This window comes from Streptomyces sp. NPDC102514 (assembly GCF_055584525.1).
Window position 1 is genome coordinate 403,308 of the sequence record NZ_JBVJLW010000001.1, and the last position, 15,080, is coordinate 418,387.

18 protein-coding genes and 1 pseudogene are annotated in these 15,080 nt (G+C 69.9%); 15 read left to right on the forward strand and 4 right to left on the reverse strand.

Going from position 1 to position 15,080, the window contains the following annotated elements; translation table 11 throughout:
* The first annotated feature begins 37 nt into the window (after window positions 1-37).
* The 10 genes and pseudogenes from ssuE to ACZ60E_RS01880 all read left to right on the forward strand — a co-directional run.
* The gene (gene ssuE / locus ACZ60E_RS01835; protein ID WP_453790248.1) at window positions 38-595 is read left to right on the forward strand and encodes an NADPH-dependent FMN reductase; all 558 of its coding nucleotides are present in this window, start codon (window positions 38-40) and stop codon (window positions 593-595) included.
* A gap of 150 nt (window positions 596-745) precedes the next feature.
* The gene (locus ACZ60E_RS01840; RefSeq protein ID WP_469438299.1) at window positions 746-1,330 is read left to right on the forward strand and encodes a tellurite resistance TerB family protein; all 585 of its coding nucleotides are present in this window, start codon (window positions 746-748) and stop codon (window positions 1,328-1,330) included.
* Between the two features lie 488 nt (window positions 1,331-1,818).
* On the forward strand, window positions 1,819-2,757 hold the full coding sequence (locus ACZ60E_RS01845; protein ID WP_469437025.1) for an SGNH/GDSL hydrolase family protein: 939 nt from the start codon (window positions 1,819-1,821) through the stop codon (window positions 2,755-2,757).
* 163 nt (window positions 2,758-2,920) lie between these two features.
* Window positions 2,921-4,282 carry an NAD(P)/FAD-dependent oxidoreductase gene (locus ACZ60E_RS01850; protein WP_469437027.1) on the forward strand — a complete coding sequence of 454 codons (1,362 nt, stop codon included), beginning with the start codon at window positions 2,921-2,923 and terminating at the stop codon, window positions 4,280-4,282.
* Window positions 4,283-4,647: 365 nt separating this feature from the next.
* Complete coding sequence (locus tag ACZ60E_RS01855) at window positions 4,648-5,796, forward strand: DUF475 domain-containing protein (RefSeq protein WP_469437029.1); 1,149 nt, start codon at window positions 4,648-4,650, stop codon at window positions 5,794-5,796.
* 149 nt (window positions 5,797-5,945) lie between these two features.
* Window positions 5,946-7,139 (forward strand): MFS transporter, encoded by a 1,194-nt coding sequence (locus tag ACZ60E_RS01860; RefSeq protein WP_469438301.1) that lies wholly within the window; start codon window positions 5,946-5,948, stop codon window positions 7,137-7,139.
* 149 nt (window positions 7,140-7,288) lie between these two features.
* Window positions 7,289-8,137, forward strand: coding sequence for a helix-turn-helix transcriptional regulator (locus ACZ60E_RS01865; protein ID WP_469437030.1), 849 nt, complete (start codon window positions 7,289-7,291; stop codon window positions 8,135-8,137).
* 163 nt (window positions 8,138-8,300) lie between these two features.
* Window positions 8,301-9,329, forward strand: a complete 1,029-nt coding sequence (locus ACZ60E_RS01870; RefSeq protein ID WP_385836502.1) for a saccharopine dehydrogenase family protein — start codon at window positions 8,301-8,303, stop codon at window positions 9,327-9,329.
* Between the two features lie 124 nt (window positions 9,330-9,453).
* Window positions 9,454-9,915: a nuclear transport factor 2 family protein gene (locus ACZ60E_RS01875; RefSeq protein ID WP_469437032.1), complete on the forward strand. Its 462-nt coding sequence runs from the start codon at window positions 9,454-9,456 to the stop codon at window positions 9,913-9,915.
* Between the two features lie 84 nt (window positions 9,916-9,999).
* A pseudogene (locus tag ACZ60E_RS01880) lies at window positions 10,000-10,125 on the forward strand (helix-turn-helix domain-containing protein); the annotation flags it as partial.
* Here the strand turns inward: ACZ60E_RS01880 and ACZ60E_RS01885 are convergent.
* Window positions 10,120-10,278, reverse strand: coding sequence for a hypothetical protein (locus ACZ60E_RS01885; protein WP_469437034.1), 159 nt, complete (start codon window positions 10,276-10,278; stop codon window positions 10,120-10,122). The pseudogene ACZ60E_RS01880 and the gene ACZ60E_RS01885 sit on opposite strands and share 6 nt — an antisense overlap.
* On the opposite strand from ACZ60E_RS01885, the gene ACZ60E_RS01890 reads away from it, so the two are divergent.
* The 5 genes from ACZ60E_RS01890 to ACZ60E_RS01910 all read left to right on the forward strand — a co-directional run bounded on the left by ACZ60E_RS01890 (window position 10,264) and on the right by ACZ60E_RS01910 (window position 13,165).
* A complete protein-coding gene (locus ACZ60E_RS01890; RefSeq protein WP_469437036.1) occupies window positions 10,264-10,776 on the forward strand; it encodes an MmyB family transcriptional regulator in 513 nt (170 codons plus the stop codon). The two genes, ACZ60E_RS01885 and ACZ60E_RS01890, sit on opposite strands and share 15 nt — an antisense overlap.
* 68 nt (window positions 10,777-10,844) lie before the next feature.
* Window positions 10,845-11,900 (forward strand): aldo/keto reductase, encoded by a 1,056-nt coding sequence (locus tag ACZ60E_RS01895; RefSeq protein WP_469437038.1) that lies wholly within the window; start codon window positions 10,845-10,847, stop codon window positions 11,898-11,900.
* Between the two features lie 58 nt (window positions 11,901-11,958).
* A complete protein-coding gene (locus ACZ60E_RS01900; protein ID WP_469437040.1) occupies window positions 11,959-12,261 on the forward strand; it encodes a hypothetical protein in 303 nt (100 codons plus the stop codon).
* A 124-nt stretch (window positions 12,262-12,385) separates the two neighbouring features.
* Window positions 12,386-12,754, forward strand: a complete 369-nt coding sequence (locus ACZ60E_RS01905; protein ID WP_469437042.1) for a nucleoside triphosphate pyrophosphohydrolase family protein — start codon at window positions 12,386-12,388, stop codon at window positions 12,752-12,754.
* A gap of 30 nt (window positions 12,755-12,784) precedes the next feature.
* A complete protein-coding gene (locus tag ACZ60E_RS01910) occupies window positions 12,785-13,165 on the forward strand; it encodes a VOC family protein (RefSeq protein ID WP_469437044.1) in 381 nt (126 codons plus the stop codon).
* Window positions 13,166-13,207: 42 nt separating this feature from the next.
* Here ACZ60E_RS01910 and ACZ60E_RS01915 read toward each other — a convergent pair whose 3' ends face one another.
* From ACZ60E_RS01915 to ACZ60E_RS01925, 3 genes are all read right to left on the reverse strand, one after another.
* Window positions 13,208-13,582, reverse strand: a complete 375-nt coding sequence (locus ACZ60E_RS01915) for a nuclear transport factor 2 family protein (RefSeq protein WP_469437046.1) — start codon at window positions 13,580-13,582, stop codon at window positions 13,208-13,210.
* A 21-nt stretch (window positions 13,583-13,603) separates the two neighbouring features.
* Window positions 13,604-14,068 (reverse strand): cupin domain-containing protein, encoded by a 465-nt coding sequence (locus ACZ60E_RS01920; protein ID WP_384796624.1) that lies wholly within the window; start codon window positions 14,066-14,068, stop codon window positions 13,604-13,606.
* Window positions 14,069-14,262: 194 nt separating this feature from the next.
* On the reverse strand, window positions 14,263-14,877 hold the full coding sequence (locus tag ACZ60E_RS01925; protein ID WP_469437049.1) for a TetR/AcrR family transcriptional regulator: 615 nt from the start codon (window positions 14,875-14,877) through the stop codon (window positions 14,263-14,265).
* Between the last annotated feature and the right edge of the window lie 203 nt (window positions 14,878-15,080).

The window sequence follows — 15,080 nt, forward strand, 5'->3', positions numbered from 1 at the left end:
TGCCACGTCCGAACCCCGAATCCTGAAAGGTCCCCTCATGGCCGCGATTCTGTCCGTCTCCGGAAGCCCTTCGGCCACCTCCCGCACCACGCGACTCCTGCGCCACCTGGACGACCGGCTACGGGACCAGGGGCACGACGTCATCTCCCTGGAGGTACGCAGTCTGCCCGCCGAGGCGCTGCTCGGTGCCGACTTCCGGCACCCGGCCGTCGTCGAGGCCACGGCGCTGTTCGAGCGGGTGGACGGTGTGGTGATCGGCACGCCCGTCTACAAGGCCGCCTACTCGGGGCTGCTGAAGTCGCTGCTCGATCTGCTGCCGCAGTACGCGCTGGCCGGCAAGACGGTGCTGCCCCTCGCCACCGGCGGCAGCACGGCCCATGTCCTGGCCATCGACTACGCGCTGCGGCCGGTCCTGAGTTCCATGGGGGCCGCGCACATCGTCCAGGGCTGGTTCACGCTCGACAAGGACATCACCGCCGGGGACGACGGCAGTCTGACCGTCGCGCCGGGGGCTGCGGAGGCCCTGGCGCAGGTCACGGACCAGTTCTCCGTGGCGCTCGGAGGCCGTACGACCGTGCTGGCGCCCGTGGGGTAGACCGGGTTCGTTCGACTCGGCCCTGCACATGATCTTTTTACGTTACCTTTGCCAATCGGGAACCTCTCCTGACACGGCAGCCGTTCATCTGACGGACCGCGTACAGGAATCAACCGTGTACAGGTAACAGCAGAAGCCGAGGTGGCAGTAGTGGCGATGTTCGACCGGCTCAAGGAGCAGGCGAAGAACCTCCAGCAGTCCCGGAGCGGCGGGGGAGGGACGGGTCAGGGACAGCACGGTGGCCATGCGCCCGGCTCGTCCTCCGCCGGTTCCTCGGGCTCCTCCGGCGGCGGCTCGAAGGCTCAGCTGCTCGGGCTGTTCAAGTCCCAGCTCGCTTCGGCGAAGGCCGAGTTGAAGAGTGGCTCCTACCGGGACGCCAGCATGGCGATGTGCGCCCTGGTGGCCGCGGCCGACGGGCGCGTCGACCCGGCGGAGCGGCAGCGCGTGGAGGAGCTGATCGCCTCGAACGAGGTGCTGCAGAACTTCCCCGCGGACCAGCTGCGTCAGCGCTTCAACCAGCACGTGGACCGGCTCACGGCCAACTTCGAACAGGGCAAGGCGGAGGCGCTGCGCGACATCGCCAAGGCGGCCAAGAAGCCGACGGAGGCCCGTGCGGTCGTCCAGACCGGCATGGTGGTCGCGGGCGCGGACGGTCACTTCGAGGCGTCCGAGCAGCAGGCGATTCGTGAGGCGTGCCAGGCGCTTGGGCTGTCGCCCATGGAGTTCGGCGTCTGAGCGACGCGCTCTGCTCCGGCCCGGCCCAGTCCGGCCCAGTCCGGTCCGGTCGTAGGGTGCGGCGCCGTCGTGGCCGGCCACGCAGTTCCCCGCGCCCCTGAAAAACGGGGCTACGCCCCGGCTTTTCGTCTCCGGGGGGGGCGGGGAGCCTGCGTGGCAGGCCACGACGGCGCCGTCGTCTTTAGGGGCGCGGGGAACTGCGCGACCGGCCACGACGGCGCGGCGTTCTGAGGGGTGTGGTCGGCCACGACGGCGCTGTCGTTTTTTGGGGGCGCGGGGAACTGCGCGATCAGCCACGACGGCGCGATCGTTTGAGGACGTGGCCGGCCACGATGGTGTGGTCGTTTTGAGGGGCGCGGGGAACTGCGCCACCGGCCACTACGGCGCCGCAGACGAAAACGCCAGGCCCTCCCACCCCTGGTCCCGGGACTGAACTGGCCGGTATACAAGGGCAGTCACTCGCCGTCCAGGACGCAGGGGGAACCTCCATGAACCGTCGCACCCAGCACGACAGGCCCGCGTCGAAGCGCCGCCGCGCGACAGCCGTGGCCGCGGCCGTCACCGGCTGCGCCCTCGTCATCGCCTCCGGCGCACCCGTGGCGGCACACGGCGGAGGCCCCGGCAAAGGCCACGGCGGGCACGACAAGCGCACGGACTACGCCGCCCTCGGCGACTCCTACACCTCGGGCCCGCTGATACCGAAGCAGGTGGACGCGAACTGCGCGCGCTCCGACCAGAACTACCCCTCACTCGTCGCCGCGGAGCGAAAAGTGTCCACGTTCAAGGACGTGAGCTGCTCCGGCGCCACGACCGAGCACATGTGGAAGGCCCAGGGCACCAACCCTCCGCAGCTCAACGGCCTGAAGCGGAGCACCGACCTGGTGACCGTCCAGATCGGCGGCAACGACTTCGGGTTCGGCTCCATCATCGGCACCTGCGCGCAGGTGAGCGCGCAGGACCTCGCCGGAAACCCGTGTCAGCGTCACTACACGACGGCGTCCGGCGCCGACCAGCTGACGCTGAAGATCCTCGACACCGCTCCCAAGCTCGCCGCCGTCCTGCGGGCCGTGCACGCCAGGGCGCCGCACGCGCGCGTGGTCGTCGTCGGCTACCCGGACCTCCTGCCGGAGGACGGCAGCGGCTGCTACCCCTCGGTACCGTTCGCGGCGAAGGACTTCCCCTATCTGCGCGACACCGGTAAGCGCCTCAACCTCATGATGCGCGTCGTGGCGAAGGTGAACCACGCGGAATACGTCGACACGTACGGGCCCACGATCGGCCACGACATGTGCAAGGCCCCGGCGGTCCGCTGGATCGAACCCCTTCAACCGGCCTCGCCCGCGGCCCCGGCACACCCCAACGCCAAGGGCGAGACGGCCATGGCGGGTGCCGTCCTGAAGCAGCTGCGCAAGGGGCACGGCCACTGACGGACATCCCTTTCCCGTCCGCTTTCCCCGGGTGCCGGAGCCGACTCGCCGGTCGCAGGAGGTACGTCGGCTCGTCTTGTTGAGGGATCACCATGTGCGATGAGGGGACTCGGGGGCACAGGGGAGTGGGGGGAAGCCCGACAGTACGCGGCCGGTGAAAGGGATGAACATCGTGGTACGACCGAAGATCTTGGTGGTGGGAGCGGGCTTCGCGGGAGTGGAGTGCGTCCGCCGCCTGGAGCGCAAACTGGGACCCGACGAGGCCGACCTGGCGCTGGTGACACCGTTCTCCTACCAGCTCTACCTGCCACTGCTGCCGCAGGTTGCCTCGGGGGTGCTGACCCCACAGTCGATCGCCGTGTCGCTGCGCCGCAGCCGCAGGTACCGCACCCGCATCATTCCCGGCGGTGCCATCGGCGTGGACGTGAAGGCCAAGGTCTGCGTCGTCCGCAAGATCACGGGCGAGATCGTCAACGAACGCTACGACCAGATCGTGCTGGCACCGGGCAGCGTCACCCGTACCTTCGACATCCCGGGCCTTGTGGACAACGCCCGCGGTATGAAGACGCTCGCCGAGGCCGCGTACGTCCGTGACCATGTGATCTCGCAGCTCGACATCGCCGATGCCAGCCACGACGAGGACGAGCGTGCGGCCCGGCTCCAGTTCGTGGTGGTCGGCGGCGGCTACGCCGGTACCGAGACCGCCGCGTGCCTGCAGCGTCTGACGCACAACGCGGTCAAGCGCTACCCGAGGCTCGACCCGAAGCTGATCAAGTGGCATCTGATCGACATCGCCCCGAAGCTGATGCCCGAACTGGGCGACAAACTCGGCAACAGCGCCCTGCAGATCCTGCGCAGGCGCGGCATCGAGGTCTCGCTGGGCGTGTCCATCGAGAAGGCCGGACCCGAAGAGGTCACCTTCACCGACGGCCGGGTCATCCCGACCCACACGCTCATCTGGACCGCGGGAGTCGCGGCCAGCCCGCTCATCGCGACCCTGGGCGCCGAGACGGTCAAGGGCCGCCTCGCGGTCAGCTCGGAGATGTCCCTGCGCGGCCACGACGGCGTCTTCGCACTCGGTGACGCCGCCGCCGTACCGGACGAGGCCAAGGACGTGGCGGGCGCCGTCTGCCCGCCGACCGCCCAGCACGCGATGCGCCAGGGCAAGCACGTCGCCGACAACGTCATCGCCTCACTGCGCGGTCAGCCGCTGACGCCGTACGTCCACAAGGACCTGGGACTCGTCGTCGACCTCGGCGGGTTCGACGCCGTGTCCAAGCCGCTCGGCATCGAACTGCGCGGCCTGCCCGCCCTGGTCGCCGCCCGCGGCTACCACTGGGGGGCGCTGCGCACCAACGTGGCGAAGGCCCGGGTGGCGACGAACTGGGTGCTGAACTCCCTGGCCGGTGACGATTTCGTCCGTACGGGGTTCCAGTCGCGTACGCCCGCGACGCTGCGGGACTTCGAGTACACGAACGCGTATCTGACGCCGGAGGAGATCCGGGAGCGCACCCAGGCCGGGTGACGACCGCGTCCGTGCCGGTGCCGGTGCCGGTGCGGACGCCGATGCCGGGAAGGTGACCTGGAGGACGGGCCTTCCGATGCGTACCGAGAGGGGCGCACGCCGATCCGCGGCGTGCGCCCCTCTTTTTGCCGCCGAGGTGCTCCACAACCCTCGCCCCGTTCGCCGACGACACCGGGCGGGCCGCGCGCATCCCCGCGGGAGCACCAGAGAATCACCGCAAGAGCCTCCGCGAATCACCGCAGGATCAGCAAGGCCTCCGTGGGTACCATCGACGTGCCCGTCACCTCCCACGCACCACGCGGACACCGCCCACCACACAACAGCGCAACGGGGCCCACGGCCCCCACCACACGATGGGGTAACCAGTGCTTTTGAAAACCTTCGGCTGGTCGTTCGCGGTCACCGCGCTCGCCCTGGTCGCAGCGGTCTTCTACGGAGGGTGGACCGGCTTCGGCATCGTGGCGATCCTCGCCGTCCTCGAAATCTCCCTGTCGTTCGACAACGCGGTCGTCAACGCCGGAATCCTGAAGAAGATGAGTGCCTTCTGGCAGAAGATCTTCCTCACCGTCGGTGTTCTCATCGCCGTGTTCGGTATGCGGCTGGTCTTCCCCGTCGTCATCGTGGCGGTCAGCGCCTCCATGGGCCCGATCGAGGCCGTCGACCTCGCCCTCACGGACAAGGACCGCTACCAGCAACTGGTCACCGACGCCCACCCGTCGATCGCCGCCTTCGGTGGCATCTTCCTGCTGATGATCTTCCTCGACTTCATCTTCGAGGACCGGGACATCAAATGGCTCGGCTGGCTGGAGCGTCCGCTCGCCAAGCTCGGCAAGGTCGACATGCTGTCGGTCTGCATCGCCCTGATCGTGCTGCTGATCACCTCCCTGACCTTCGCGGCCCACGCCCACCAGCACGGGGGCGCGCACGCCGACAAGGCGGAAACGGTCCTGCTCTCCGGTATCGCGGGCCTGGTCACATACATGATCGTGGGTGGTCTCTCGGGTCACTTCGAGAACCGGATCGAAGAGGACGAGGAACGCGAGCAGGAGGCGCAGGGCGAGGCCGAACGCAGCGGCAAACCCCGCTCAGCGGTCGCCCTGGCCGGCAAGGCCGCGTTCTTCATGTTCCTCTACCTCGAAGTCCTCGACGCGTCCTTCTCCTTCGACGGTGTGATCGGCGCGTTCGCCATCACCAACGACATCGTCCTGATGGCACTGGGCCTCGGCACCGGCGCGATGTACGTCCGTTCGCTGACCGTGTACCTGGTCCGCCAGGGCACCCTCGACGACTACGTCTACCTGGAGCACGGCGCCCACTACGCGATCGGCGCCCTGTCCGTCATCCTCCTCCTCACCATCCAGTACGAGATCAACGAGGTGATCACCGGTCTGGTCGGTGTCGTCCTGATCGCCTGGTCCTTCTGGTCCTCCGTACGCCGCAACACGGCACTCGCCAAGGAGGGCTCGGGGGACCCGGCCGATCCGGACAGGGCCGGGGCCCCGACCGGTTCCTGACACCCCGGCAGCACTTCCGTCCTGTCACCGAGAATCTTTGTCCATGGCCCCACCCCGCCGCCGACGGCGAGGGTGGGGCCATGAGTCGTTCCGGCACACAGACGGGTACGAAGACGCCGGCGGGCACGAGGCGGCCGGCGGGTACGAGGCTGCCGGCCGGGCTCGTCGCGCTGGCGCTCGGCGGGTTCGGCATCGGCCTGACCGAGTTCCTGATCGCGGGTCTGCTGCCGCAGGTGGCGTCGGGTTTCGCGGTGTCCGAGGCGGCGGCGGGCCGGCTGATCTCCGGCTACGCGCTGAGTGTCGCCGTCGGTGCGATGGCGCTGACCGCGGCGACGGCACGACTGCCCCGCAAGGAGGTGCTGGCCGGTCTGGTGGCGCTGTTCGTCGTCGGCAACCTGCTCTGCGCCCTCGCGCCGAACTACGAGGTGATGCTGCTCGGACGGATCGTCGCGGCGCTGTGCCACGGCTCGTTCTTCGGCATCGGCTCGCTGGTCGCCCGCGGTCTGGTCGCGCCGGAGAGGAAGTCCCGCGCGGTGGCGGTCATGTTCGCCGGACTGACGGTCGCGAACGTGCTGGGCGTGCCCTTCGGCGCCCTGGTCGGCGAACGCTGGGGCTGGCGCGCGGCCTTCTGGGCGGTCACCGCGATCGGCGTACTCGCACTCGCGGGCATCGTCGTCCTGGTACCGCCGGACGCGAAGGAGACGCGGTCGGCTGCGGCGGCGACGGGCGGGCTGCGGGCTCAGCTCCGCGCGTTCCGGTCCTGGCAGGTGTGGCTGACACTGACGGCCACCGCGCTCGGCTACGGCGGAATGTTCGGCGCGTTCACCTACATCGCCTACACGTTCACCGAGGTCGGCGGCTTCTCCGCGACGGACGTCGCCTGGCTGCTGATGGTGTACGGGGTCGGTCTGGTCGTCGGCAACATCGTCGGCGGGCGAGCGGCCGACCGTGACCGCGACCGCGCACTGGTCCTCGCCCTGCTCGGACTCGCCGTCACCCTGGCCGTGTTCGGTCTGCTGGCCCACAGCGCCGTCGCATCGGTGGTCCTGGTGTTCCTGATGGGGGTGTTCGGGTTCGCCGCCGTGCCCGGCATGATCACACGCGTCACCGACCACGCCCACGGGGCGGCGCTGGCGGCGAGCGCCAATGTGTCCGCGTCCAACCTCGGCAACGCGCTCGGCGCCTGGCTCGGCGGACTGGCCATCACCGCGGGCCTCGGCTACACCGCACCCCTCCACGTCGGCGCGGGAATCGCGCTGATCGCCGTCGCGGTCATGGTCGTTGCCGCACGACAGGCACGGACGCCCGTGCCGCAGCCCGAGCACCACGTGCCCGGTGCCTGACGGCCGGCGGCGCGGACCGGCGGGCTTCCCTCGCCGCCGGAGGGCGTCGCCGCTGGCCGCCACGAGAACCTCCGGTTCGACCGGCAGTGCCGACCTCGACGAGACTGGAGGAGACACGACAGCCGTTCCCCCCACCAGTAGGTCGGTAGATGCAGCAGCCACAGAACGAACTCGGCGCCTTCCTGCGAGCGAACCGCGCCCGCACCGAACCGACCGACGTCGGCCTGCCCGCCGGTGGCGGCAGCCGCAGGGTCGCGGGTCTGCGACGCGAAGAGGTGGCCGTACTGGCCGGTGTGAGCGCCGACTACTACGCACGCCTGGAACAGGGGCGTGAGCGCAACCCCTCACCGCAGGTGGTCGACGCGGTGGGCCGGGCCATGCGACTGACACCGGACGCGCGGACCCATCTCTTCCGGCTGGCCGGCCTGCACCCCGCGCTCACCTCCGCCGCGGGCCGCGACCTGGTCCACCCCTCGCTGCTGCACCTCCTGGACGCCTTTCCCGGGGCCGCCGCCTATGTCCTGAGCCCCGCCTTCGACGTACTCGCGAAGAACGCCGTCGCCACCGCGCTCCTCGCCCCCTTCGAGGGCACGCCGAACATGGTCCGCGTCCTGTTCCAGCACCCGCGTGCGCGAGAGGTCTTCGTCGACTGGGCCGTCGTGGCACGCGCCACCGTGCACGCCCTGCGGCTGCACGCGGGCCGCTTCCCCGACGACCCCGACATCGGCGGCCTGGTGTCCGAGCTGTCTCAGGCTGCACCGGACTTCCGGCGCCTGTGGCAGGAGAACGAGGTCGAGAACCTGGCCCGCGCATACAAGGTGTTCGTCCTGCCCGGCGCCGGTCGCATCGAGCTGACGTACCAGACCTTCGACGTGCACGACGCTCCCGGGCAGCAGCTCCTGGTCGGCGTACCCGAACCGGGCAGCGCGAGCGCCGCGGCGATCGAGTCGCTGCTGGCACCGGCCGAGCGCGGAGCGGTGTCCGACGAGCGGCGGTGACGACCGGGTGGACCGGGGCGGCGACCCCTGAGAAACCAGGACCGTAGGTGTCCGGATCTGCTCCTAGCCTGGACGCGAGGCACACGGCACCGGGCGGATCACCGCTCCGGACGGGCCTCTTCCGCAGTCCCCACCCTCTGCCCGGTTCATTTGGGAGCACACCATGTCAGCCACCCCGCGCCTGCTCGTCTACGGAGCCACCGGCTACACCGGGAAGCTCGTCGCCGAGCACGCCAAGGAGTCCGGCCTCGACGTCGTCGTGGCCGGCCGCGACCCGGAGCGCGTCAAGGCGCTCGGCGACCAACTCGGCGTCGAGAGCCGCGCCTTCACGCTCGACGACCCCGCACTCGTACGTGCCGCGCTCGATGACATCACCGTCGTCCTGAACGTCGCCGGCCCCTTCCACCGCACCGCACGCCCGCTGATGGACGCCTCCATCGCCCAAGGCGTCCACTACCTCGACACCACCGCCGAATACGACGTCTTCGCCACCGCGCGCTCCCGGCACGCCGAGGCCACGGCCGCCGGCGTGATGGTCATGTCCGGCGTCGGCTGGGACGTCGTCCCCAGTGACTCCGTGGCCGCCCACGCCGCCGCGCGCGTCACCGAGCCCACCACCCTGCGCCTCGCCCTCAAGCTCCTCAGCGCCACCCCCGAGGAGGCACAGGGCCTGAACCTCTTCTCCCGTGGGTCCATCGTCAGCGCCACCGAAGGCATCGGCGACCTCGGCACACTGGTCCGCACCGACGGCGACATCGTCGCGCTGCCGGAGCCCAAGGTGGCCTCCTTCGACTTCGGCGACGACGGCCCCGAGGAGTCCGTGTCCGTGTCCATGGGTGACCTGATCACCAGCCACTACGCGCTCGGCATCCCCTCGATCGAGGTGTACGTGCAGGTCGGACAGCCCCTTCCCGTCGACCTCGACCTCTCGGCGCTGCCCGACGGGCCGACCGCGCGGGAGCGGGAGGTGGGACGCAGCAAGGTCGTCGCCGAAGTGACGGGCCGGGACGGCACCGTGGTCCGCTCCCTGATCGACACACCGACGGGGTACCGCTTCACCCAGCTCTCGTCCGTGGAGATCGCCCGCCGCGTGCTCGCCGGCTCCTTCACACCCGGCTTCCAGTCACCTTCCTCCGCCTACGGGCCCGAGCTGGCCCTGGCCGTCGGCGACACACACATCAAGGACCTGTAGGCAGCCGCAGCCTGGGTGTGGGACTCCTAGGCAGACACGTCCTTCTTGATGGGGCGCCGCTCGACCAGACTGACGGTGTTCGCCCGACGGAGGCGGACGGAACCCCTGGTGAAAGGCCACCGCCATGTCGTCCCCCACCGCCCCGATGTCGAGCGCCCGACAGATCGAGAACCTCATCGCCCGCTACTCCCACCTCGTCGACGAGGGCGACTTCGCGACATTCGGCGCACTCTTCGAGAACGCCGACTTCGTATCCGGCGAGGTGAGCCTTCGCGGCGGCAAGGCCATCGAGGAGCTGATCGGCTCGATGCTCGTCGTGCACGACGACGGGACCCTGCGCACCCGGCACATCACGACGAACATCCTGATCGAGGTCGACGAGGACGACGACAGCGCCGAGGCACGCTCGTACTACAACATCCTCCAGGCGGTACCCGGTCTCCTGCCGCTGCAGATGGTCGCGGGAGGCCGGTACCACGACCGCTTCGAGCGGCGCGACGGCACCTGGTCCTTCGCACGACGGGAGGTCACCATCGACTTCACCGGCGACACCCGCTACCACCTGAAGGCCCCGCAGGACGCCTGAAACGGGCCGGAGAAGTCACCGGACAACGCCCTGGGGGAGTTCCTACGGGCCTGCCGGTCCCGGCTGACTCCCGCGGACGTCGGTCTGGGCCCCGGCGGCCGTCACCGACGGGTCGAAGGACTGCGGCGGGAGGAAGTCTCCGTCCTGTCGCAGGTCAGCGTCGACTACTACTGCAGGCTCGAACAGGGCAGGGAGAGACACCCCTCACCCCGGATCGTCGAAGCACTGGCCAAGGCCCTCCGGCTGGACCAGGACACACGAAACCACCTGTTCCGTCTCGCCGGACTCGATCCCGGCCTGCGCCCCGACGACCCCCGTCGGCACGTACACCCCGAACTGCTCCGCCTGATGGAGCTGTCGCATCCGTCGGCGGCCTACGCACTGAGCCCGTCGTTCGACGTCCTGGCGGCCAACGCGGAGGCGAGGGCACTGCTGTCACCGCTCGGCAGAGTGGGCGGCCCGGCCGGTGCCGACGGCCAACTGAACCTGATCCGCGCCCTGTTCACCCATCCGCAGGCCAGAAGCTACTACGCCCAGTGGCCGCTCGCCGTGACCGCCTCCCTGCACACACTGCGCCTCAACGCCGCCCGACTGCCGGAGGACGTCGAGATCGCGGACCTCGTCGCCGAACTGTCCACCGGGACGGCCGGCTTCGCAACGGCCTGGCAGGACGGGTCGGCAGCCTCCCTGGAGCACGCGTACGGGACCGTCGTCCACCCCGCGGCCGGACGTGTCGCGCTCACGTACCGCGTCCTCGGTGTACCGGCCGCCCCGGGACAGCACCTGCTGATCGGCACTCCCGCCCCGGGGAGCCGCAGCGCCGAAGCCCTCGTCTATCTGGCGGCCATGGGCGAGCAGTGACCACGACGCCGAGCGGCAACCGTGCCGCCCGACGGCATAACCAATGTCGAGAACCAAGAAGGAACACCATGTCTCTCACCTCGTACCGCACCCTCGGCCGCTCCGGTCTGCGGGTCAGCCCGCTGGCCTTCGGCGCCATGAACTTCGACGACGGCAGCTGGGGCTCCGGCCCGAAGACCTCGTTCGGGCTGCTGGACCACTATCTCGACGCGGGCGGCAACTTCGTGGACACCGCCAACATGTACAACGGCGGCGCCTCCGAGGAGACCCTGGGCCGCTACTTCGCCCAGCGCCCCGGCCGCCGCGACCGTGTCGTCCTGGCGACGAAGTTCGGCGGCACCATGCACGCCGACGACCCCAACTCGGGCGGCGCCGGCCGCAAGGCGATCCGCGCCCAGCTCGACGCCTCCCTGCGCCGCCTGAACACCGACTACATCGACCTGTACTGGATGCACCAGTGGGACCGGCACACCCCCGTCGAGGAGACCCTGTCCACCCTCACCGACCTGGTGCGCGCCGGAAAGATCAACGCCATCGGTCTGTCCAACGTGCCCGCCTGGTGGGTCGCGGAGGCCGCCACGACCGCCCGGCTGCGTGAGTGGGAGCCCGTCGCCGCGCTGCAGGTCGAGTACTCGCTGCTCGCCCGGAGCGTCGAGGGCGAGACCTTCGGCGCCGCCCGCCGTTTCGGGCTCGGCATCACGCCGTGGAGCCCGCTGGCCAGCGGAGTCCTGTCCGGGAAGTACTCGCGCACCGCCACCGAGGTGGCCGGTTCCGGGCGTACGGCGTACGCCGCCGCCTACCTCACCGAATCCACCTTCGTCCTCCTCGACGCCCTGCAGGTAATCGCCGACGACCTCGGTACGACCGTGGCCGCGGTGGCGCTCGCCTGGGTCCGCCAGAGGTCCGAGGTGACATCGACGCTCGTCGGCGCCCGTACGCAGGAGCAGCTGGCCGCCAACCTCGCCTCGCTCGACGTCACGCTCACCGAGGCGCAGATCGGCGAGTTGGACGCCCTCACGGCGCCGGTCCTCGACTACCCGCACAACATGATCGAGTCCATGGTCGGCTTCCAGCAGGGCGACACCACGATCAACGGCCTGGCCGCCAAGGCCTTCGTCCGCTGACCACTCCCTGCCTCCCACGGGCCACCGGCCCCACCCCGCAACGAGAACGGAACACACCATGACCGCCAAGTCCGAAACACTTGAGATCACCACCCTGCGCCCGGCCGCCGGCCACACCGCCGACGACTTCGTGAAGGCGAACGCCGACATCGACGCCTATCTCAGGCGACAGCCCGGCTTCCTGTGGCGGCGCATCGTCGGGACCGACGACGGACGGATCGTCGCCTACGACAGCCTGCCGCACGCGCGGGCCGGTGCCGCCGGAATCACCGGCGAGATGGCGGACTCGCCCGTCCACGCCACGATCGACCACGACAGCGTGGACTGGCAGCTCACCACTGCGCTGCACCACCTGGCGTGATGGAGTCTCCGTATCGGATACGGCCATATCGGATGCGGCCGTATCGGACATGGATGTATCGGGAATCGGCCTGCCCGTCCGCCGACAGACCGCATCACCACACCACCACGCGAAGGACACCGGGATGAACGAGACACAGGCGCACGACGACAAGGCCGGGCTGGTCGAGGCCGACGACAGGGCACTCCAGGTCCGGGCGCAGTACGAACAGGTCGAGCAGCACGTACTGGGCAGGACATGGACCCTGCCGGAACTCGCGATCGGCTTCACCAACGACGCCGCCTACGTCGGACGCCTGGTCCTCGCCGCCGAGCGCACCTGGGGCATCGACGGTGACGTGGACGCCGAACTGCGGCACAAGCTGGCCGAGTGCCTGTGGTGGGTCTTCGTGCTCGCCGACCGGCTCGACGTCGACATGCCGGAAGCGTACGCGGCCACGATGGACCGCATCGGCGACGGCCTGGAGCGGACCCTGCGCGGCATGCGCGGGTAGGGCCCCCGACCCACCGAAAGGAGTTCTCCGATGGCTTTTCCCACCGATTCCGTTCCAGCGGTCCGCTGTCTGGCCGTCACCTTCGACTGCGCGGACCCCGTCGAGCTGGCGCGCTTCTACAGCGAGGCACTCGGCCTGCCCGTCGCCCTGACCACCGACGGCTTCGTCCTGGTGGGCCGCGAGGGCACACCAGGACTGGGCTTCTACCGCGTGGACGACTACCGCCGCCCCACCTGGCCGGACTCCTCCGTACCGAAACAGGCCCACCTCGACCTGGGTGTGGACGACCTGGACGCGGCCGAGGCCCGGCTCGTCGCTCTGGGAGCCGTCACGGCCGGGGTGCAGCCGCTCCCCGACCGGCGCCGCATCCTGCTGGACCCCGCGGGGCACCCCTTCTGCATCACCCTCTGAGGCCGCGTCCGGGCCGGGACGGCGGGTCGCGCGGTGGCCGCCTCAGCCGTCCTGGCCGACGGGGATGTAGTTCGCGTACGCCTCGATGCGGTTGATCAGTTCGGCGTCGTCGAAGCCGAAGTGGACCGCGGCGTGCACCTCGCCGCGCCTGCCGTCCTTCCCGGTCACGTGCACGACGTGCTGCTGGAGGACCCCGCCCGGCTGGGAGAGCTGGCGGAGGATGTCGTAGCGGACCGATTCATAGGATCCGATCTGTGTCTTCAACCCGTCGAAGTACTCGTCGAGGGTCTCGTCGCCCTTGCCGTCGTTGTGCCAGACGGTGGCGGTGTCGGCGCACAGGGCACGCGCCGTGTCCCAGTCGGGCTTCTCCAGGGCGAGGAGATAGCTGACGACCTTGTCCCTGAGGTTCGAGCTCATGGTGGTCCGTTCGCTTTCTGACTAGGCGGGGGGCGGGTTGTCGTGGTTGACGATTCCGTAGTCCGCCGCGAGGTCGGTGTGCTCGGCGTCCTCCCGTGCGTCGGCGGGGCCGACCGTGTGGAAGAGGCCTTCGATGGCTCCGGGGTTGTTGATGACGAGGACTTCCGCGGTCGGCGTGATCGTCTGGAAGGTGTGCGGGACCAGCCGGGACACGTAGACGTAGGCACCGGGCTCGGCGTCCCGCACCTCGCACTCGGCCAGCGAGGTCGAGCCGACCCAGAACCGGACGCGGCCCGACAGGACCACCCAGCTCTCGTCCTCGCGGCTGTGGGTGTGCAGCGGGGGCGCGTCCGCGCGGCCCACGGTGAGCCGCATGACGCTGGCCGCGCCGCTGGTCTCGGCGTTCGTCGCCACCTGCTCGATGACGTTGTCGTAGTAGCGGAAGTCCTGGCCGTCGCCCGGATTGCGTACGAGGGCGATGCTCATGGTGGGTCTCCTTCCGACGCGCGGCCCCGTGCCGCGGCTCGGCCGCGGGCAGGGCTGATCGCCGACGGTGCGGGGCCGTCGCGGCCCGCACGCCGGTCATGCCGGGCGTCATGGTTCAGAAGCCGCAGTGCGGCAGAGGGCAGGGTGATGTCGCTGAGCGTGCTCGCCGTCCCGGCGCGGGCCGGGAAAGCGGATCAGGCCGTCGTCGCCGGCTGCGGTGGGTGGTGGATCCAGTCGGGCAGCAGTGCGTACAGGCGGACCGCGATCTCCTCCGGGGCGCAGTCGGTGTTGCCTCCGACGGCGGCCGAGAAGACTCCGTGCACTCCGGAGGCCGTGTAGACGTCCTCGACCGAGTTCTGCGGCCCGGACTCCCGCTCGTCGACGCCGAGGTCGCGCCGGAGAGCGTGGAGCTGTTCCAGGAGGAGGTCGCCGATACCCATCAGCCCGCTGGACGACCGCCACGTCGAAGCCAGCAGGAAGAGGCTTCTGCGCTGCTTGAGGGTGTCGAGCATGGCGTTGAGTGTCGCCACGGCCACCTCGGCAGGCTCCCCGCCCCTCCGCCGGTCGCTGATGTTCAGGTCGTGGAGGGCGCGGAAATCGTCCGCGATCACGTACACCGCAGCCTCTTCGACCGAGTCGAAGTGGTTGTAGAAGGTGGCGCGGTGAATGCCGGCGGCTTCCGCCAGGGCGGAGACCGACGGAGTTGTCTGCTTGCGCTGCATGAGGTCGGCCAGGGCGTCCGCGATCGCCCGTCGCGAGCGGGTGAAGCGCGGATCCGCTTCGACGGCCGGGGACTGGTCACTCACCATGCACGCACACTACTGCGCAGGTCATCGACAGCCCCCACCCCCTCGGCCTTCGACGGCGGCCCATGGGACCCGCCCGTGACCGCGGACGGTGGACGGGTGCCTTCGGAGCACTGGATTCCACTTCGTTCATGACACTCCTTCGGCTGGTTCGCTCTCGACGCTACCACTATTCGACAGCTGTCAAATAGTGGTCTACGGTGAAG